The 19345-nt window shown below is 64.5% G+C and carries 15 protein-coding genes; 5 read left to right on the top strand and 10 right to left on the bottom strand.

Translation table 11 applies throughout. The annotated features are described in order from the left end of the window. Positions 1-2: 2 nt before the first annotated feature. A complete protein-coding gene (locus tag OGL93_RS13195; RefSeq protein ID WP_263263125.1) occupies positions 3-989 on the bottom strand; it encodes an ABC transporter substrate-binding protein in 987 nt (328 codons plus the stop codon). A 1070-nt stretch (positions 990-2059) separates the two neighbouring features. Continuing rightward, the gene (locus OGL93_RS13200; protein WP_263263126.1) at positions 2060-3433 is read right to left on the bottom strand and encodes an aspartate aminotransferase family protein; all 1374 of its coding nucleotides are present in this window, start codon (positions 3431-3433) and stop codon (positions 2060-2062) included. Between the two features lie 167 nt (positions 3434-3600). On the opposite strand from OGL93_RS13200, the gene OGL93_RS13205 reads away from it, so the two are divergent. Then, positions 3601-4197 carry a TetR/AcrR family transcriptional regulator gene (locus OGL93_RS13205; protein WP_263263127.1) on the top strand — a complete coding sequence of 199 codons (597 nt, stop codon included), beginning with the start codon at positions 3601-3603 and terminating at the stop codon, positions 4195-4197. Positions 4198-4355: 158 nt separating this feature from the next. After that, entirely contained in the window at positions 4356-5411 is a 1056-nt protein-coding gene (locus tag OGL93_RS13210) for a haloacid dehalogenase-like hydrolase (protein ID WP_263263128.1), read from the top strand. A gap of 885 nt (positions 5412-6296) precedes the next feature. Here the strand turns inward: OGL93_RS13210 and OGL93_RS13215 are convergent. Next, the gene (locus tag OGL93_RS13215) at positions 6297-6689 is read right to left on the bottom strand and encodes a 4-oxalocrotonate tautomerase (protein WP_263263129.1); all 393 of its coding nucleotides are present in this window, start codon (positions 6687-6689) and stop codon (positions 6297-6299) included. A gap of 106 nt (positions 6690-6795) precedes the next feature. On the opposite strand from OGL93_RS13215, the gene OGL93_RS13220 reads away from it, so the two are divergent. Further along, entirely contained in the window at positions 6796-7686 is an 891-nt protein-coding gene (locus OGL93_RS13220) for a LysR family transcriptional regulator (RefSeq protein WP_263263130.1), read from the top strand. Here the strand turns inward: OGL93_RS13220 and OGL93_RS13225 are convergent. The 3 genes from OGL93_RS13225 to OGL93_RS13235 form a co-directional block, all read right to left on the bottom strand. Beyond that, positions 7655-8506: a GyrI-like domain-containing protein gene (locus tag OGL93_RS13225; RefSeq protein ID WP_263263131.1), complete on the bottom strand. Its 852-nt coding sequence runs from the start codon at positions 8504-8506 to the stop codon at positions 7655-7657. The genes OGL93_RS13220 and OGL93_RS13225 overlap by 32 nt on opposite strands. Before the next feature lie 83 nt (positions 8507-8589). After that, complete coding sequence (locus OGL93_RS13230; RefSeq protein WP_263263132.1) at positions 8590-8895, bottom strand: protealysin inhibitor emfourin; 306 nt, start codon at positions 8893-8895, stop codon at positions 8590-8592. 28 nt (positions 8896-8923) lie between these two features. Next, entirely contained in the window at positions 8924-9985 is a 1062-nt protein-coding gene (locus OGL93_RS13235) for a M4 family metallopeptidase (protein WP_263263133.1), read from the bottom strand. 346 nt (positions 9986-10331) lie between these two features. Here OGL93_RS13235 and OGL93_RS13240 point away from each other — a divergent pair, with 346 nt between their 5' ends. Next, positions 10332-11180 carry a PhzF family phenazine biosynthesis protein gene (locus OGL93_RS13240; protein ID WP_263263134.1) on the top strand — a complete coding sequence of 283 codons (849 nt, stop codon included), beginning with the start codon at positions 10332-10334 and terminating at the stop codon, positions 11178-11180. A 160-nt stretch (positions 11181-11340) separates the two neighbouring features. On the opposite strand, the gene OGL93_RS13245 is transcribed toward OGL93_RS13240, so the two are convergent. From OGL93_RS13245 to OGL93_RS13260, 4 genes are read right to left on the bottom strand one after another with little or no spacing between them, the layout of a single operon-like run. Continuing rightward, positions 11341-12702, bottom strand: a complete 1362-nt coding sequence (locus tag OGL93_RS13245; RefSeq protein ID WP_263263135.1) for a heavy metal sensor histidine kinase — start codon at positions 12700-12702, stop codon at positions 11341-11343. Further along, complete coding sequence (locus OGL93_RS13250; protein WP_263263136.1) at positions 12692-13369, bottom strand: heavy metal response regulator transcription factor; 678 nt, start codon at positions 13367-13369, stop codon at positions 12692-12694. The genes OGL93_RS13245 and OGL93_RS13250 overlap by 11 nt, the downstream gene beginning before the upstream one ends. Beyond that, a complete protein-coding gene (locus tag OGL93_RS13255) occupies positions 13344-16469 on the bottom strand; it encodes a multidrug efflux RND transporter permease subunit (protein ID WP_263263137.1) in 3126 nt (1041 codons plus the stop codon). Before OGL93_RS13255 ends, OGL93_RS13250 begins: the two co-directional genes overlap by 26 nt. After that, positions 16466-17620, bottom strand: a complete 1155-nt coding sequence (locus OGL93_RS13260; RefSeq protein WP_263263138.1) for an efflux RND transporter periplasmic adaptor subunit — start codon at positions 17618-17620, stop codon at positions 16466-16468. The genes OGL93_RS13255 and OGL93_RS13260 overlap by 4 nt, the downstream gene beginning before the upstream one ends. Before the next feature lie 251 nt (positions 17621-17871). On the opposite strand from OGL93_RS13260, the gene OGL93_RS13265 reads away from it, so the two are divergent. Then, positions 17872-19338, top strand: a complete 1467-nt coding sequence (locus tag OGL93_RS13265; RefSeq protein ID WP_263263139.1) for a catalase — start codon at positions 17872-17874, stop codon at positions 19336-19338. Positions 19339-19345: the final 7 nt, after the last annotated feature.

The following is a 19345-nucleotide window of genomic DNA, read 5'->3' on the forward strand; positions in this document are numbered from 1 at the left end:
CCTTACTTCGGGCTCACGAAGCGGTTGTCGATCAAGTCGTCGTAGCTCACGTTGTAAGGCTTGCCCTGTAGCGCGCTGGCGGCTTCGTTGCCCAGCTTGATCACAGTGGCGGCGTCGCCCTGCTGGCCGGCGCTGCCGAGCAGCTTCTCGCTCATGGCCTGGTCATAGAAGCGCACGCCCTTGGCCGCGGCGGCCAGTTCCTTGGGGTCGGCCAGGTAGCCGCCAACGCCCTTGGCCATGATGGCGTAGGCTTGGTCTGGATGGTCCTTGGTGTATTGCACAGCCTTGTACAAGCCACTGACCAAGGCCTTCACGTCTGCCTGTTGCTTGTCGATCACATCGCAGCTCAGGGCCACCACGTCCACGATCACGCCGGGCGTGCTGCTGCTGTCTACCAGCACCTTGCCTTGCTGCTTGCTGCGCACCATCGACAAGTGCGGCTCCCAAGTCACGGCGGCAGGTACGCGGCCGGCGATAAAGGCGGTGGCGGCGTCGTCGGCGGTCATGTTCTGGATCTGCAAATCGCTCATCTTCATGCCTGCCTGCTTGAGCAGGTAGGCGAGCCAGAACTGCGACACCGACCCTTCGTTGACCGCAATGGCCTTGCCTTTGAGATCGCTCAGGCTGTTGACGTCCTTACCCACCACCACGCCATCGCCGCCAAAGCTTTCATCCAGCGCGGCCACGGCCTTGAAACAGAACTGCGGGCGGTACTTGAGGATCTCGTCGAGGGTAGAGGCCGAGCCGGACAACTTCCCCGACGCCTGGGCGGCCATGTACATCGAAGCCTCTTCGATGGTCGGCAGCTCGACCGTCAGGCCCTGCTCCTTGAAGTAGCCAAGGTCCTGGGCCAGGTAGAGCGTGCCGTAGCCCACCCAGGTGGTGTGGCCGATGGACAGGGTGCCGGCTTCGGCGCCAGTGATGACGCCGGCAGCCAGCGCGACCGAAGCCCCGAGGCGGGCGCAACGCGAAACGAATGAATGGACCATGGATCACTCCCGAGAACGACAAATTAGGGTTATTCGAGTGGTGTCTGGGCAGGAAGCGAAAAGCGCGGTGGTATCGGCTTCTAAGGAGCCTTTTATCGGTGGGGCGGCTTGATGGTGGCGGATTCGCCAGGCCAGGAAAATTATTAAATATGTGGCTTGGTGCGAGGAAAAAGCTGGGGCAGCAGCGCTGTAGGAGCGGGCAAAGCCCGCGAACCTGCGGTGGAGGCGGTTCACCGGCCAGCGCCGGCTCCTACAGCTGCCGACTACCCTGTAGAGCGGGCAAAGCCCGCGAACCTGGGGCGGATGCGGTTCGCCGGCTGGCGCCGGCTCCTACAGCCGCCGAACTACCCTGTGGGAGCGGGCAAAGCCCGCGAACTTGCGGTGGAGGCAATTCGCCGGCTGGCGTCGGCTCCTACATCTGATAATCAAACCCTGTAGGAACGGGCAAAGCCGGCGAACCTGCAGCGAATGCGGTTCGCCGGCTGGCGCCGGCTCCTAAGGCCGCCGAACTACCCTGTAGGAGCGGGCAAAGCCCGCGAACCTGCAGCGGATGCGATTCACCGGCTGGCGCCAGTTCCTACAGCCGCCGAACTACCCTGTGGGAGCGGGCAAAGCCCGCGAACCTGCAGCGAATGCGGTTCACCGGCTGGCGCCAGTTCCTACAGCCGCCGAACAAACCTGTAGGAGCGGGCAAGGCCCGCGAACTTGCGGCGAATGCGGTTCGCCGGCTGGCGCCGGCTCCTACAGTCGGCAAACAAACCTGCAGGAGCGGGCAAAGCCCGCGAACCGGCAGCGGATGCGGTTCGCCGGCTGGCGCCGGCTCCTACATCTGACAATCAAACTCTGTAGGAGCGGGCAAGGCCCGCGAACCTGCGGCGAATGCCGTTCACCGGCTGGCTCCGATTCCTACAGCCACCGAACAAACCCTGTAGGAGCGGGCAAAGCCCGCGAACCTGCAGCGAATGCGGTTCACCGGCCAGCGCCGGCTCCTACATCTGACAATCAAACCCTGTAGGAGCGGGCAAAGCCCGCGAACCTGCGGCGGATGCGGTTCGCCGGCCCCGCAGTTGCTAGCGCAACTCGGCCGCGGTGCGGTTCACTGCAATCAGGGTTTTGTCGACCAGCTCGTCGATCTCGGCATGGCTGGCCACCAGCGCCGGGGCGAGGATCATCCGGCCCAGGGTGGAGCGGATGATGATGCCTTCCTCGAAGCCAATGGTGCGGCAGCGCCAGGCGATATCGTTTTCGTTGGCGAAGCGCTTGCGCGTGGCGCGGTCCTCGGCAAACTGCAATGCCGCCACCAGGCCGATGCCCTGAACGTCACCCACCAGCGGGTGCTCGCCGAACGCGTCGCGCAGGCGCTGCTGCAAGTACGGCCCGGTATCGTGCTTCACCCGCTCGACGATCCCTTCGTCACGCAGCGCCTTGAGGTTGGCGATGGCCACCGCGGCCGCCACTGGGTGCCCCGAGTAGGTCAGGCCATGGGCGAACACGCCGCCTTTTTCCACCAGGGCCTCGGCCATGCGCCGCGAAAGGATCAGCCCGCCCATGGGGATGTAGCCGGAGGTCAGGCCTTTGGCGATGGAGAGGGTATCGGGTTCGAAACCGAACGCCTGGTGGGCGAACCATTCTCCGGTGCGGCCAAAGCCGCCAATCACCTCGTCGGCGCACAGCAGCACGTCGTATTTGCGGCAGATGCGCTGGATTTCCGGCCAATACGTGGCGGGCGGAATGATCATCCCGCCGGCGCCCTGGAACGGCTCGGCCACAAACGCCGCGACATTTTCCGCGCCCAGCTCGAGGATCTTCTCTTCCAGCTGGCGCGCGGCCTGCAGGCCGAAGGCTTCAGGCGAGAGGTCGCCACCGTGGGCGTACCAGTAGGGCTCGTCGATATGGGCGATGTCCGGGATCATGCCGCCCATTTCATGCATGAACTTCATCCCGCCCAGCGCGGTGGCCGCCAGGGTGGAGCCGTGGTAGCCGTTCCAGCGGCCGATCATGATCTTTTTCTGCGGCTGGCCCATCACCTGCCAAAAGCGCCGCACCGTGCGGATAAGCACCTCGTTCGCCTCGGAACCGGAGTTGGTGTAGATGGCGTGGCTGTAGTGGTTGGGCAACAGGCTGAACAACAGCTCGGAGAGCTCCACCACGGCAGGGTGGGTGGTGTGGAAGAACATGTTGTAGTAGGGCAGTTCGGCCAACTGCGCCGTGGCCGCGGCGGCCAGGTCCTTGCGGCCATAACCGAGGTTGGTGCACCACAGGCCGCTCATCCCATCGAGGTAGCGCTTGCCGTCGTTGTCCCACAGCGCCAGGCCGTCGCCTTTGACCATCACTCGCGGCCCGGCCTGGTTCAGCGCCTTCTGGTCGACGAAGGCATGGATGTGATGCGCGGCGTCCAGCGCTTGGTAATCCTGGGTCGTGCGTTTGGCGGCAAGCGGTTCCATGGGGTGCTCCAAGAGGCAATAAGCGTCGAGGCTCGACGGGGAAGCCAATTCTTTGCATCAAAAAATATTTTTGTAAACAAAATATTTTGCAAGGAAAAGGTTATCCGTTACCGTTTAGCCCGGCCCCTGTTGCGAGCGCTGATATGACATCACCCGAGTTACCTGGATTGAGAGCACGGCAAAAGCAGCAGCGCCGGCAGGAAATCACCGCGGCGGCGCTGGAGGTGTTCACCGCTCACGGTTTTGGCGCCGCCACGCTGGAGCAGATCGCCAGCAAGGCGGGGGTGTCCGCGCCCACGGTGGTCAATTACTTCGGCGGCAAGCAGCAGATCCTGCTGGCGCTGCTCAGCGAGCCGGACCAGAAAGCGGTGCGTGAGGTGCGCACCCGCCTGGCCGAGTACGCCCATCCGCTGGACGCGCTCTGCGACCTCGAACAGTTGATGACCACCTACCAGCTGGGTGCGCTGCCAGCGTCGCTATGGCGAGAGCTGGCGCCTTACCTGTTCACCGGCGAACTGGCGGAGATCTTCCAGCCATGGAACGCCGCGGTGGTGGAGGAGGCGCGGGCCGTGCTCGAGCACTTCCAGGCGCTGGGCATCGTCAGTGCCGTCACGGACATCCAGGTGGCCGCCACGGTGTTCAATCAATACGCCAACGTTGCGTTCATCCGCCTGGCCACCGAGGCGACGCCAGACCGGGCCGCCCATGCGCGGCACATGCGCAGCGTGTTCGAGCTGATGTGCGTGGGGATGCTGCGGCACTGATGCGTGTCGCCGCGGGCGGGCCGCTCCGGCCCATCTCCAGGCCTGATGTCGCCTCTGGGCAGGCACTGGCGCGATCACGACAGCGGCCGTCGTAGCCAGCATCGATTCGTCATCTACCTCTGCTAGCGTCCTCGGATCATTCCGGGGAGCGCTACCACATGAGTCTGTCGAAGCTGATTGCCGCCGCCTTTTGCCTGGCCCTGGCTGGGCCGACCTTCGCCGCCACCGAGCTCAAGCACTGGCCGCCGGAAGCGGCGAAGCAGCTCGACGCGATGATCGCCGCCAACGCTAACAAGGGTGACTACGCGGTGTTCGACATGGACAACACCAGCTACCGCTACGACCTGGAAGAGTCGCTGCTGCCGTTCTTGGAAATGAAGGGCGTGCTCACCCGAGACAAGCTGGACCCGTCCCTCAAGCTCATGCCGTTCAAGGACAGCGCCGAGCATAAGGAGAGCCTGTTCAGCTATTACTACCGGCTGTGCGAAGTCGACGACATGGTCTGCTACCCCTGGGTAGCGCAAGTGTTCGCGGGTTTCACCCTCAAGGAACTCAAGGGCTACGTGGACGAGCTGATGGCCTACGGCAAAGCCGTGCCTGCAACCTATTACGACGGCGACAAGGTCACCGCACTGGACGTGCAGCCACCGAAGGTCTTCCAGGGCCAGGCCGAGCTGTACAACAAACTGATGGAGAACGGCATCGAGGTGTACGTGATGACCGCTGCCTCCGAAGAGCTGGTGCGCATGGTCGCCGCGGACCCGAAGTACGGCTACAACGTGAAGCCGCAAAACGTGATCGGCGTCACCACCCTGCTGAAGAACCGCGACACCGGCGAACTGACCACCGCGCGCAAGCAGATCGCCGCGGGCAAGTACGACCCACAGGCTAACCTCGGCCTTGAGCTGACCCCTTACCTGTGGACCCCCGCCACCTGGATGGCCGGCAAACAGGCAGCGATCCTCACCTACATCGACCAATGGAAAAAACCTGTGCTGGTGGCCGGCGACACCCCCAGCAGCGACGGCTACATGTTGTTCCACAGCGTGGACGTGAACAAAGGTGGCATCCACTTGTGGGTCAACCGCAAGGCCAAGTACATGGACCAGCTCAACGGCATGATCAAGCAGAACGCCGAGGCGCAAAAAGCCCAGGGGTTGCCGGTGACCGCGGACAAGAATTGGGTGGTGGTCAAGCCCGAGGACATCCAGTAGCACACCCCCTGTAGAAGCGGATTTATCCGCGAACAGCGATGGCGCCAGCTGCTTTAAACAGGGTGTTTTTGTTCGCGGATGAATCCGCTCCCACAGTCTGGCGGTCAAGCCCGAGGACATCCAGGGCACGCCCCCTGTAGGAGCGGATTTATCCGCGAACAGCGATGGCATGAACTGTCTTAAAACAGGGTGTTTTTGTTCGCGGATGAATCCGCTCCCACAGTCTGGTGGTCAAGCCCGAAGTCATCCAGTGGCACACCCCCCTGTAGGAGCGGATTTATCCGCGAACAGCGATGGCGCCAGCCGCTTTAAACAAGGTGTTTTTGTTCGCGGATGAATCCGCTCCCACAGTCTGGCGGCCAAGCCCGAGGACATCCAGGGCACGCCCCCTGTAGGAGCGGATTTATCCGCGAACAGCGATGGTGCCAGCCGCTTTAAAACGGGGTGTTTTTGTTCGCGGATGAATCCGCTCCCACAGTCTGGCGGTCAAGCCCGAGGACATCCAGGGGCACGCCCCCTGTAGGAGCGGATTTATCCGCGAACGGCGATGGCGCCAGCCGCTTTAAACAGGATGTTTTGTTCGCGGATGAATCCGCTCCCACAGTCTGGTAGTCAAGCTCGAGGACATCCACGGGCACGCCCCCTGTAGGAGCGGATTTATCCGCGAACGGCGATGGCGCCAGCTGCTTTAAACAGGGTGTTTTTGTTCGCGGATAAATCCGCTCCCACAGTCTGGTGGTCCAGCCTGAGGACATCCAGTAGCACACCCCCTGTAGGAGCGGATTTATCCGCGAACAGCGATGGCATGAGCTGCTTTAAACAGGGTGCCTTTGTTCGTGGATAAATCCGCTCCTACGGTCAGTACGGCGCCGCTGCCACTGCTGCCTACCCGTGTTGAAAACGGTATTCCTGGGTCACGCCACCGTAGCTGTAGCTGGTCCCCGGGCAGTCGATGATGTGGATGTTGGAGTGCGGGTGCAGGTTGCCGATCTCCTCTGCCAGCAGCTCATAGGCCGCGCGTTGATAGCGGGCTTTCTGCGCCTTGGTGTTGGTTTCCTCAGTAATGGTCACTTCGAGCCGAAAGCTATTGCGCGCGTACTCAACCAGGGAGCGGTTCTCGATGAACCACTGCGCGTGGGGCATAAAGCGGACGATGATCATGGTCTGCGCTGGCGCTTTTTCCAGCAGCTCGCAGGTCAGCGCGGTGAGCTTGGGCACGATGCGCTGGGCCAGGGCCAGGTTGTCATCGCCAGAGAGGGTCAAGGTGAGGCCGGGCATGGTGGTGTCCTTTCGCGGGTGGGTGTGAGCCAAGAATGACCTGTTGCAATTCTCCTTAAAAGCGGGAATATAAGGCCTTATCCACCGGAAAAACCGCAGGATGCGCATGCGCCCCTTCGATCTTCAGCAGTTGCACACCTTTGTGGTGATCGCCGAGGCGGGCAGCCTTGCCGCCGCTTCGCCACGCTTGAACCTCTCTCAGTCGGCGGTCAGCGAGCAACTGCGCAAGCTTGAAAGCTTCGTCGGCGCGCGCGTGTTCGAGCGCGGCAAGCAAGGCGTGGCCCTGACCCCCAGCGGCGAGCGCTTGCTGGGCCTTGCGCGGGAATTGCTGGCACTGAGCGAGCGCTCCCTTGAGGCCATGCGTGGCACCACGCTGGCCGGCGAACTGCGGCTGGCGATCACCGATTACTTCCGCCCTGGGGCCATCGCCGAGATCCTCAAAGCGCTGCAATTGCGCTACCCCGACCTGCGCCTGCACGTTTCGGTGCGCAAAAGCATGGTCATCGAGCGCGAGGGCGATAGCGGCGAATTCGACATCGGCCTGGCCATGCGCATACTCGACGGCCGCGTTTTGAGTGAGGGCCTGACGTTGCGCCGCGAGGCATTGCACTGGGTCGCCGCGCCGGGGTATCGGGCCCCTGGCGAGGCGCCGCTGCCGCTGCTGGTGCTGCCCGAAGGTTGTTCGCTGCAACGCTTTGTGTGCCACACCCTGGACAAACACAGGGTGCCCTACGTGATCGCTCATTCGGCCAGCGGCGTGGCCGGCTTGCAGTCCGCGGTGCTGGCCGGGCTTGGAGTAGCGTGCTTGAACCAGTCCGCTATTCCGCCAGGCGCCGAGCGTTGGCCGGGGCCGTTGCCGGCGCTGCCGGAGGTCGAGTTCGCCGTGCAGCCGCCTCGGGAAGGCGAGCCGCCTTTAGTTGGTGAAGTACGCGCCCGGCTGCTGGCGCACTTCAACGACGCCGCCGTTACCCCTCTGCGCCGGGCAGGCTATGCGTGATGGGTATCCATATGTCCACATGGCCCTGCGCGCGGGATGGGTCGAAATCCGCACTGTACTGCTCGAACTCGGGGCTGTCGGCCAGCACATAGCCGGCGTTCGGTAGCCACTGATCGAAAACAGTGAAAAACGTTTGATGGATCGTCGAGACATGGCCCTGGTGGCGAAACACGGCATAGCGTTGTTCAGGCACCTTGAAAGCCCGGAATGCCGGAGGAAGGCCGTTCGTTCGCGACACCTCGATGCCGGCAATGTACTCGAAGCTGCCGTCGTCGCCAGGGTTGCAACACAGGCCATAAGTGAGGCCATCTACGGCGTTGGCTACGCGCCCCAGGTAGGGAACGAAGGCCTGCCACAGGCCAACGATGCCTTCGTTGGCGTCGAAGGTGAAACGCTCGCCCAGGCCCGCGACGATAAACGAGGGGCGGGTTTCGAAGCGAGGCTCGGCCAGTGCGATGTGCTTTTTCTCTTTCATGCGCAGGGGCTCCACCAGTGGCATGGGTACGTCTGTGTGCAGGCGCGCCTGTTTCGGCGTTATGCCGAACAGCTCATGGAAGGCGCGGGTGAAGGCTTCATGGGAGCTGTAGCCCGCGCTCAGCGCCACCTCCAAGATGTCTGGCGCGCCCCGGCGCAAGGCTTGCGCTGCCTCGCTCAGGCGCCGCGCGCGGATGTAACGCATCACCGGCCAACCCGTCGCTAGCGCAAACCAACGCGCCAGGGCGAAGGGCGATAGGTTGCAGTGGTGCGCCACCTGGCTCAGGTCCAGGTCGGCATGCAGTTTCATCTCGATGAACCACAGGGTGTTTTCAATCGTTGCCATGGCGAGCTCCTTGAACGCTAGGGCAACGGTAGCGAAGACGCCAAACGAGGATTTGATCGTTCTTGCACCCTGGATGGGAAGCGCTAGTCGTTGATATGCCGCCGCACGCACTGCACCAGCCCTTGCAATGGCCCGTCCTTCACCGGCGCCAAGAGGCACACCGTGTGTTCGCGCTCGCCTTCACTCACGGTCAACGTGTAGTGCTGGGCGCCGCGCGGCGCGGCTGCAGGCTGGCGGCTTTGCGGCAAGGCGAAGAAGCGCGACGCTTCCACCAATTGCCGCAGTTCCTGCTGGTCTGGCGCGGGCAGGGCACTGACGTCGAGCGTGCGTGGCTTGTTCAGGCCTGGGAAGTACGCCATTCCACCGGTTTCGCAGTACGAGATGCGCATGGCTGGGTCTCCTATCGATGTGTTGCCATCATACGTCGATCCCCACCGCTGCCCAGCCTTCCTTGACCGCTTGGTGCGCGCCCTTGCCCGTGCCGTAAAGGCGGCCGGCGATGTCGGACGTGATGCGGGCAAAGCGTAGGAAGCCAGTGTTGGGACGCACGCGTGGGTCGCGCAGGGCGTCGTACCAGATGCGCCCGGCCTTTTCCCATGCATGGCCGCCGATGCGCGTGGCCACCTGGTAAAAAGCGTGGTTGGGGATGCCCGAGTTGATATGCACGCCGCCGTTGTCGTCGAAGGTGTGCACGAAGTCCTTCATGTGGCCGGGCTGCGGGTCTTTACCCAGCAGCTTGTCGTCGAACGCCGTGCCCGGGGCCTTCATCGAGCGCAAGGCCACGCCGTTGATCTTTTTGGTGAACAGCCCCTCGCCGATCAGCCAGTCGGCGTCTTCGGCCGTTTGCTGTTTGGCGTACTGCTTGATCATCGAGCCGAACACGTCCGACATGGACTCGTTCAGCGCACCGGACTGGTTGAAATACATCAGCTTGGCTTCGTCCTCGGTTACCCCATGGGCCAGTTCATGGCCGATCACGTCCAGTGCCACGGTGAACCGATTGAACACTTGACCGTCGCCGTCGCCGAAGACCATCTGCGCCGAATTCCAGAATGCGTTGTTGTAGGCCTTGCCGAAATGCACGGTGGCGTCCAGGGCGAGGCCGGCATCGTCGATGGAATTGCGGTCGAATACCTCGGCGAAGAAATCGAAGGTTGCCCCCAGCCCGTCGTAGGCCTCATCCACGGCGGGATCTCCGCTCACCGGCTGGCCTTCGCCGCGCACCAGCTTGCCGGGCAGGGTCTCGCTGCCGTCGGCGGTATAGATCGAGCGGCGCTTGCCGGCCAACGCCGTGGCGGCCAGCAGCGGCGGGTTGCGGCTTGGTTGAGCGGTCATGCGCAGCGACCGGAAGGTTGCGTCCTTGGCGCGGGTACGCAGTGCCGCCTCGCGCTGCTCCTTATTGCCATTGCGGGCGATTTGGTCGAGCAGGTAGGGCGGGATCAGGCAGAAAATCGGGTGACGATCGTGTTGCATACACATGGAAACGCTCCTTCGCAAAGTGTGCGCAGGAGTCTAGACCAAGGGTTGGCAGCCTGACGTGGCGGTCGTTTTCAAAAACGAATTTATAATTTCGTTTTTGTGCGCAATCGAGATGCGGCGATAAAAACGAATAAATAACGTCGATTCGCTTGGCCAGGAAAGGCTGTGCACTGCAACCGGGAGGGCAGCCAAGGGCCTGTACATGCAGTACGAAAGCCAGCTGCCCGCCGGTGAAGCAAGACTGTTGCGCCAGATTGTTCATGGGGCGATCCAGGATATGTCGGCGCATTTACAAGCTTAAGCCGGGTTATGCTTTCGCCCCCCGCCATAACTAGCAGGCCCTCCCATGCCCCACCGCCCCCGTGCGTTCAAACAGGTCGACGTGTTCACCGCCCACCCGCTGCTAGGCAACCCGCTGGCGGTGGTACTGGACGCCCAGGGCCTGAGCGATGCGCAGATGCAGGCGTTCGCCCGCTGGACCAACCTCAGTGAAACCACCTTCGTGTTGCCACCCACGGCCCCTGGCGCCGATTACCGGGTGCGGATTTTTACCACGACCCGTGAGTTGCCGTTTGCCGGCCACCCCACGTTGGGCACCTGTCATGCCTGGCTCGAGGCTGGCGGTGTAGCCCAGGGGGAAGAGATAGTGCAGGAGTGCGGCGTTGGCCTGGTGCGCGTCCGCCGGCGGCACGGGCGGCTGGCTTTCGCCTGCCCGCCCTTGCTGCGCTCCGGCGCGCCAACCGATGACGTGCTTGACCACGCCTGCAGGGCATTGGGCATTAACCGCGAAGCGGTAGCCGCGGCGCAGTGGGTGGACAACGGCGCCGGTTGGCTCGCCCTGCGCCTTCGTGACCGCCAGGCGGTGCTGGAGCTGGCGCCCAATGTTGCCCAGCTCGAAGATTTGGCGGTGGGGGTGTTCGCACCCTGGGACGAGGCGCGGGACGGCACCGAGGCTCAGTTCGAGGTCCGTGCCTTCATCCCCGGCGATGGCATGGCCGAGGATCCGGTCACCGGCAGCTTGAACGCCGGCATCGCCCAGTGGTTGTACCGCGAGGGGCTGGCGCCGGAGCGTTACGTGGTAAGCCAAGGCACTGCCCTTGGCCGCGCCGGGCGGGTGCATGTCATGCGTGAAGGCGAGCACGTCTGGCTGGGCGGCGATGTGGTCACCTGCATCGACGGCGCGGTGGTGGTGTAGGCGCAGTTCGCAGGCTGGCGCCTACTCCACCGAGAGTGTAGGAGTGGGCAAAGCCCGCGAACCGGTGGGCCCGAAGTTCTCAGGCTGGCGGCCATCTCACAACAGTGTATGAACGTGCAAAGCCCGCGAACCCAGGCGCCTGAGGTCCGCAAGCGGGCGCCTACAAAGGCAGCGTCAGGCCGAAGGTATTGGTGCCGCCCTCGCTGCGGGCGAATACGCAGCCGCCGTGCATGGAGGCGACCGCCTTGACGATGGCCAGGCCCAGGCCGTGGTTACCGCCTTCGTTGTGGCGGGCGGCGTCCACGCGGTAGAAGCGTTCGAACAGCAGCGGCAAGTGTTCGTCGGCAATCGCCGCTCCCGGGTTGCTGACGGCCACGCTGACCCGGTCGCCCATAGGGTCGATCCTCACCTCTATCTGCTGCCCTGGCTGGCTGTGCTGCGCCGCGTTATGGATCAGGTTGGTCAGCGCCCGGCGCAGGTGGTTGCGCTCCACCAGCACTTGCGCATCGCCGCTGACCCGCACCGTTACCCCGGCGTCTTCGAGGATGACATCCAGGTAATCGAGGGTGGTCGCCACTTCGGCGGCGAGGCTGCTGGCGACCAGATTGCTAGCCTTGCCGCCCTGGTCGGCGCTGGCCAGGAACAGCATGTCGTTGACGATGCTGCGTAGCCGGTCCAGGTCTTCGAGGTTCGATTGCAGCACTTCGAAATAATGCTCGGCGCTGCGGCCACGGGTCAGCGCGACCTGGGTCTGCCCGATCAGGTTGGTCAAAGGCGAGCGCAGCTCATGGGCCACGTCGGCGTTGAAGGCTTCCAGCCGCTGGTAGGCGCATTCGACCCGTTCCAGCGCGGCGTTGAACGCCTCTACCAGTTGCTCCAGTTCGGGCGGCAGATGGCTGGGGCGCAGCCGCCCGGAGAGCTTCGGCGGCGCCAGCTGTTGCGCCTGCCGGGACACCCGGCGCAACGGGCGCAGGCCGATCCGCGCCACCCAGTACCCCAGGGCGCTGGCCAGCAGCACGGCGAAAGCGACGCACGCGAGCAACGCCATGGCCAGCTCGTGGTGGGTCTGGCGCACGTTGGCCACGTCGATGCCGATCACGAACCGTATGGCCGGGCGTGGCTCGAAGGCGGGCAGGGCGCTGACCAGCACCTTCAGCGGAGTGCCATCGGCCCGCTGCCAGTCATGGATGCCCAGCGGGCCGTTGGCCAGGCCCCGCACCTGGGCGCTGGGGTGGCCGTATTCGTAGGCCGGGTTGCCACTGACTATCCAGAAGTGGAGGCGGTCGTCCTCCCTGCCGAGCAGGTTGAGCTTGATGTTCAGGCGTGCCCAGTGCTCAGGGTCGCCGTAGCGGCTAATGGCGGACTCCAGCACGCTGTAGCGGGCCTGGAGTTCGGCGTTGGGGAGGATGTCCAGGCTTTTGTTAACCTGCAGGTAGAGCGCGCAACCGACCACCAAAGAGACACCCAGCGCCACCAGGGCGAACAGGCCGCCCAGGCGAAACGCAATGGAATCAACGCGCATGGCGGCTCTCCAGCACATAGCCCATGCCGCGGATGGTGTGCAGCAGCTTTTCCTCGAAAGGGTTATCCAGCTTGGCCCGCAAGCGCTTGATGGCCACCTCCACCACATTGGCGTCGCTGTCGAAATTCACGTCCCACACCAGCTCGGCGATGGCGGTTTTCGAGAGGATCTGCCCCTGGCGGCGGGCGAGCACGGTCAGCAGCGAGAACTCCTTGGCGGTCAGGTCCAGGCGTTGCCCGGCGCGTACAGCCTTGCGGCTGATCATGTCGATGCACAGGTCTCCCACGCGGATCTGCACCGGTTCATGGCCGCTGCTGCGCCGGGTCAGCGCTTGCAGGCGAGCGACCAGCTCGAGGAACGAGAAGGGCTTGCCCAGGTAATCGTCGGCACCACCGCGCAGGCCCTGAACGCGGTCTTCGACCCGCTCGCGGGCGGTGAGCATGATCACGGGGGTTTGCTTGCGGGCACGCAGGGCCTGCAACACGCCAAAGCCATCCAGCGCGGGCAGCATCACATCGAGCACGATCACGGCATAGTCCAGCTCCAGCGCCAGGTGCAGCCCGGTCACGCCGTCGTGGACCACATCCACGGTGTAGCCCTGCTCAGTCAGCCCGCGGCGCAGGTAGTCCGCGGTTTTTTCTTCATCCTCGATAATCAGGATGCGCATGCTCGCCCTCCGTTGGCGTTTCGTCGGCTGCCTTCGTCGGCCGGTGGAACAGCCGTTCCAGTTGCAGGTAGATGATCGGCGTGGTGAACAGCGTCAGCATCTGGCTGACCAGCAGCCCGCCGACCACGGCGATCCCCAGCGGTTGCCGCAGCTCGGCGCCGGCGCCCAGGCCGAGCATCAGCGGCACCGCGCCGAGCAGGGCGGCGAGGGTGGTCATCACGATCGGCCGCAGCCGGGTGAGGCACGCCTGGCGGATCGCTTCGCGCGCGGGCAGGCCTTCGTTGCGCTGCGCGTTGAGGGCGAAGTCGATCAGCAAGATGCCGTTCTTCTTGACGATACCGATCAATAGCACCAGGCCGATCAACGCCATGATCGAGAAGCTCTGCCCAGTCGCCCACAGCAGTGCCAGTGCGCCGAGGCCGGCGGAGGGCAGGGTGGAAATGATCGTTAGCGGGTGCACCAGGCTCTCGTAGAGCACGCCGAGGATGATGTACACCGCCACCAGCGCGGCGAGGATCAGCCACGGCTGGCTCGCCAGCGAACTGCGAAACGCCTGCGCCGCCCCCTGGAAGGTGCCGCTGATGCTGGCCGGCATGCCCAGTTCGCGCTGGGTGTTTTCCAGCAGCGTCACCGCCTCGCCCAGGGCCACCCCGGGCGCCAGGTTGAACGACAGGTTCGCCGCCGGGAACATGCCGTCGTGGGCGATGGACAACGGCCCGTTCTTCGGGCTGCCCACATGGGCCAGGGCCGCCAGCGGGACCATGTCGCCGGTCAGCGGCGAACGCAGGTAGAAGTAGTTCAGGCTTTCGGCGTGGCCGCGCTGGGCGGCGTCCAGTTCCAGCACCACCTTGTACTGGTTGGTCTGGGTCTGGAATTCACTCACCTGGCGCTGGCCGAAGGCGTCGTACAGGGCCTGGTCGACGTCACTGGTGGTCAGGCCGAAGCGCGCGGCGGCGCCACGGTCAATCTGAATGGGGGTGATGCTGCCGCCCAGTTGCAGGTCGTTGGAGAGGTCCCGCAACGCCGGGTTATTGCGCAATGCCTCGGTCAGGCGTTGCGCCCAGAGGTTGAGCGCATCGCCGTCGTTGCTCTTTAGCACGTACTGGTACTGACCGCGGCTGGGGCCGGAGCTGAGGTTGATGTCCTGCCCGGCGCGCAGGTAGAGCACGATCCCTGGCACCTTCGACAGTTTGCCGCGAACCCGGTCGATGAACTCGCTGGCGCTCACGTCGCGGTCTTCGCGCGGCTTCAGGGATATCCAGAAGCGGCCATTGGCGACGGTCTGGTTGCTCCCGCTAACCCCCACCGAATGGGAGAAGGTGCGCACGGCGGGGTCCTTGGCGATGATCTTGGCCAGGGCCAGGTGCTTGGCGATCATGTCCGGGTAGGAGGTGTCCGCCGCTGCTTCGCTGATGCCGCCCACGAAGCCTGTGTCCTGGACCGGGAAGAAGCCCTTGGGGATATACAGGTACCCGACGATGGCCAAGGCGAGGGACAGCACGAACAGCCCGAGCATCAGCCGTTGATGGTCCAGTGCCTTGCCGAGCAGGCGATCGTAACCGGCAAGCAGGCGCTCGGAGACGCTCTTGCGCTCATGGGCGCGGTGCTTGGGCGCATTCATGCACAGCGCCGCGAGCGTGGGGGCAAGGGTCAGCGACACCAGCACCGAGAGCAAGATAGTGCTGGTGGCGGTGAGGGCGAACTCCTTGAACAGCCGGCCCACCACCCCACCCATGAACAGCAGCGGAATAAAGGCGGCGATCAGTGAAAAGCTGATCGACACCACGGTAAAGCCGATTTCCCCGCTGCCGCGAATCGCCGCCTCGCGCCTGCTCAACCCCTGTTCCAGATAACGGTGGATGTTCTCCACCACCACGATGGCGTCGTCCACCACAAAGCCTACGGCGATCACGATCGCCACCAGGGTGAGGTTGTTCAGGCTAAAGCCGAGCAGGTACATCCAGGCGAAGCTGGCGATCAGCGACACCGCCAGCACCGCACACACGATCAGCGTTGCCGACAGCTGGCGCAGGAACAGCGCCATCACCGCCACCACCAGCAGGATCGCGATCAGCAGGGTCAGCTCTACCTCGTGCAAGGAGGCGCGGATGGTCTGTGTGCGGTCCTGCAGCACGCCGATGTTCACCGAGGCCGGGAGCATCGCCTGCAGCCCTGGCAAGGCGTCCTGGATGCGGTCCACGGTTTCGACGATGTTGGCGCCGGGCTGCCGCGAGATCACCAGGTTGACCCCGGGCTGGTCTTCGGACCACGCCTGCACGTAGTCGTTTTCCGCGCCGGCGACCACGTTGGCGACGTCCTTCATGCGCACCGGTGCACCGTCGCGGTAGGCGACGATCAAGTCGGCGTAGTCTTGCGGGGCGAACAGCTGGTCGTTGGCCGAGAACGTGGAAATTCGGCTGTCGCCGTAGAGTGCGCCCTTGGCCAGGTTCAGGCTGCTGGCCTGGATGGCCGCGCGCAGGTCGGCCAGGGTGATGCCTACCGAAGCCAGTTTGTCTGCCTGGGCCTGCACGCGGATGGCCGGGCGCTGCTGGCCGGTGATGTTCACCTGGCCCACGCCGTCGATCTGGCTGATCTGCCGCGCCAGCAAGGTTTCGACCTGGTCGCTCAGGTCTGGGCCGGTCAGTTGCGTGGAGCTGATGCCGAGGATCAGCACCGGGCTGTCCGCCGGGTTCACCTTGCGCCAGGTGGGCAGGTTGGGCAGGTCCTGGGGCAGGCGCCCCGCGGCAGTGTTGATCGCCGCCTGCACTTCCTGCGCGGCCGAATCAATGTTCTTGTCCAGGGTGAACATCAGCGTCAGGGTGGTGGACCCCAGCGCGCTGGTGGAGGTCATCTGGCTCATCCCGGGGATGGCGCTGAACTGCACTTCCAGTGGGGTCGCCACCGAGGACGCCATGGTTTCCGGGCTGGCACCGGGCAGCTGCGCGGTAACCTGGATGGTGGGGAATTCGGCTTCCGGCAGCGGCGCTATCGGCAGCCGCGGGAACGCAATGGCGCCCAGCAGCACCAAGGCGAACATCAGCAGCAGGGTGGCGATCGGGTGGTCGATGCACCAGGCCGATGGCGAGCGCAGGCGGCTCATGGCTGCGCCTCGCCGGCAGTTGCCTTGGCGCCATCATGCAGGATTTCCACCCGCGCGCCTGGCTTGAGCCGCGACTGCCCATCGCTGACCAGCGTATCGCCTACGGCCACGCCTTCCACCACCGTCAGCTCGCTGGTTTGGTCGATCACCTTGACCGGCACGCTGTCCGCTTTTTCATCCTGCACCCGGTACACGAAGGTGCCGTCCACGCCGCGTTGCACCACGCTGTTGGGGATCACCAGCGCGTTGCGCCGCAATTGGGTTTGCAGGCGTATGTTCACCAGTTGGCCTGGCCACAGGCGTTGCCCGCTGTTGCTGAACTGGGCCTTGACCCGCACCGTGCCGGTGGTGCCTGACACCTGGTTGTCGATCAGGCTCAGGCGGCCTTCGCCCAGCGGCGTGCCGCCGTCGATGTCGCCCCCGGCATAGGCCAGCACTGGCGCCTGCGCGGGGGCCTTGAGCAGCGCCTGCAAGGTGGGCAGTTGCGCCTGTGGCAGGGCGAACTGCACCGCGATGGGGTCGATCTGGGTGACGCTGAATAAGCCCAGGGCATCGCTGACGCGCAGCAGGTTGCCTTCGTCCACTGCACGGATGCCGACCCGGCCAGCCAGGGGCGAGTGGATCTGTGTGTAGCTCAACTGTACCCGCGCCGCCGCCACCGCCGCCTCGTTGCCTTGCAAGGTGGCTTGCAGCTGGTCATGCAGCGCTTGTTGTTGGTCCAGTTGCTGACGCGGGATGCTGCGATCCTGCGCCAGGTCCGCGTAGCGCTTGAGGTCGACCTCCGCGACCTTCAATTGGGCGCGGGTCTGCGCCGCCTGCGCCATGGCCTGGTCGAGGGCGGCGCTCAGGGCGCGGTCGTCGATGCTGGCGAGCAGCTGGCCTTTTTCCACGAACTGCCCTTCCTTGACCCACACCCGCGTGAGAATGCCGTCCACCTGCGGCCGCACGGTCACGCTTTGCAGCGCGGTAACGGTGCCGATGGCGGTGACCAGCCGAGGCACGTCGGCGGTGGCTGCCTGAATCACCCGCACGGGCACGGCGGCGGCTTTGGCGGGTGCAGCCGGCGGAGCGGGCCGGGTCAACCACCAGCCCAGGGCGGCCAGGGCGATGAGAGCGAGAAGGGCGATCGACAAGCGAGCGGGCTTTTGCATGGGCAGGCGCATGAGCAAGGTTCGAATGAGCAGGGAATCCCTGCGTTATAGCCGTGTTAGCAGTACGCCAGCATGACCGATAACTGACAACTTTGTAAGAAAACTCCCACCTCGACCGGTCAAGGGTCGCAGCTCCCGGCCGGCATGGCGGCGTAATCAATAGCACAACCTTTCTATGTGCGCGAAACCTTGCTCGCCACCATGGCCGCACAGGCATTCGCCGCTTCGGTATCGCCCCTGGAAGGACCGCCATGACCCAGAAGAACATTACCCATGCCAACGGTGCGCCGGTGGTCGACAACCTCAACATCCAGACCGCGGGCCCGCGTGGGCCGGCCTTGCTGCAAGACATCTGGCTGCTGGAAAAACTCGCCCATTTCGACCGCGAAGTGATCCCGGAGCGGCGCATGCACGCCAAGGGTTCCGGCGCCTTCGGCCACTTCACCGTGACCCGGGACATCAGCCGCTTCAGCAAGGCATCGGTGTTCGCCGAGGTGGGCAAGCAAACGCCGGTGTTCCTGCGCTTCTCCACGGTGGCCGGCGAGCGCGGCGCCGCCGACGCCGAGCGCGACATCCGCGGCTTCGCAGTGAAGTTCTACACCGACGAGGGCAATTGGGACATCGTCGGCAACAACACCCCGGTGTTTTTCTTCCGCGACCCGCTGCGTTTCCCGGACCTGAACCGCGCGGTCAAGCGCGACCCCCACACCGGCATGCGCAGTGCCAATATCAACTGGGACTTCTGGTCCCTGCTGCCCGAAGCGCTGCACCAGGTGACCATCGTGATGAGCGAGCGCGGCATCCCGCGCAGTTATCGCCACATGCATGGCTTTGGCAGCCACACCTTCAGCTTCATCAATGCCGCCAACGAGCGCTGCTGGGTCAAGTTCCACTTCCACAGCCAACAAGGCATCGAAAACCTCACCGACGCCGAGGCCCAGGCAGTGATCGGCCAGGACCGCGAGAGCCACCATCGCGACCTCTACGAGAGCATCGAGGCGGGCAACTTCCCGCGCTGGACGCTGCACGTGCAGATCATGACCGACGCCCAGGCACGGCAGCACCGGCACAACCCGTTCGACCTGACCAAGGTGTGGCCGAAGGCCGAATTCCCGCTGCATGAGGTGGGCGTGCTGGAGCTCAACCGCAACCCGGCGAACTTCTTCGCCGAAGTCGAGCAGGCGGCGTTCTCGCCGGCCAACGTGGTGCCCGGCATTGGCTTCTCGCCAGACCGCATGCTGCAAGCGCGGCTGTTCTCGTATGGCGACACTCAGCGGTATCGCCTGGGGGTGAACTTCAATCAGATCCCGGTCAACGCACCGGTCATCCCCACCCACAGCTACCACCGTGACGGCGCGATGCGCGTGGATGGCAACGGCGGCGCGGCGCCGACCTACTTCCCCAACAGCCTGGGCAACTGGCACGACCGCCCGGAGCTGGTGGAGCCGCCCTTGACCTTGGACGGTGCCGCCGCGCATTGGGACCACAACGTGGACGAGGACCACTACGAGCAGCCAGGTAACCTGTTCCGCCTGATGACCCCGGCGCAGCGCCAGACCCTGTTCGACAACACCGCGCGGCAGATCGGCCATGCCGATGTGGCCTTCCAGCGCCGGCATATCGAGAACTGCCTCAAAGCCGACCCGGCCTATGGCGCGGGCGTGGCCCTGGCGCTGGGCATGACCCTGGCGACGGTGGAACTGGAACCGGTCGCCTGAGCACCTG

Source organism: Pseudomonas sp. RIT-PI-S (genome assembly GCF_025642975.1).
In the GTDB taxonomy this organism is placed as follows: domain Bacteria; phylum Pseudomonadota; class Gammaproteobacteria; order Pseudomonadales; family Pseudomonadaceae; genus Aquipseudomonas.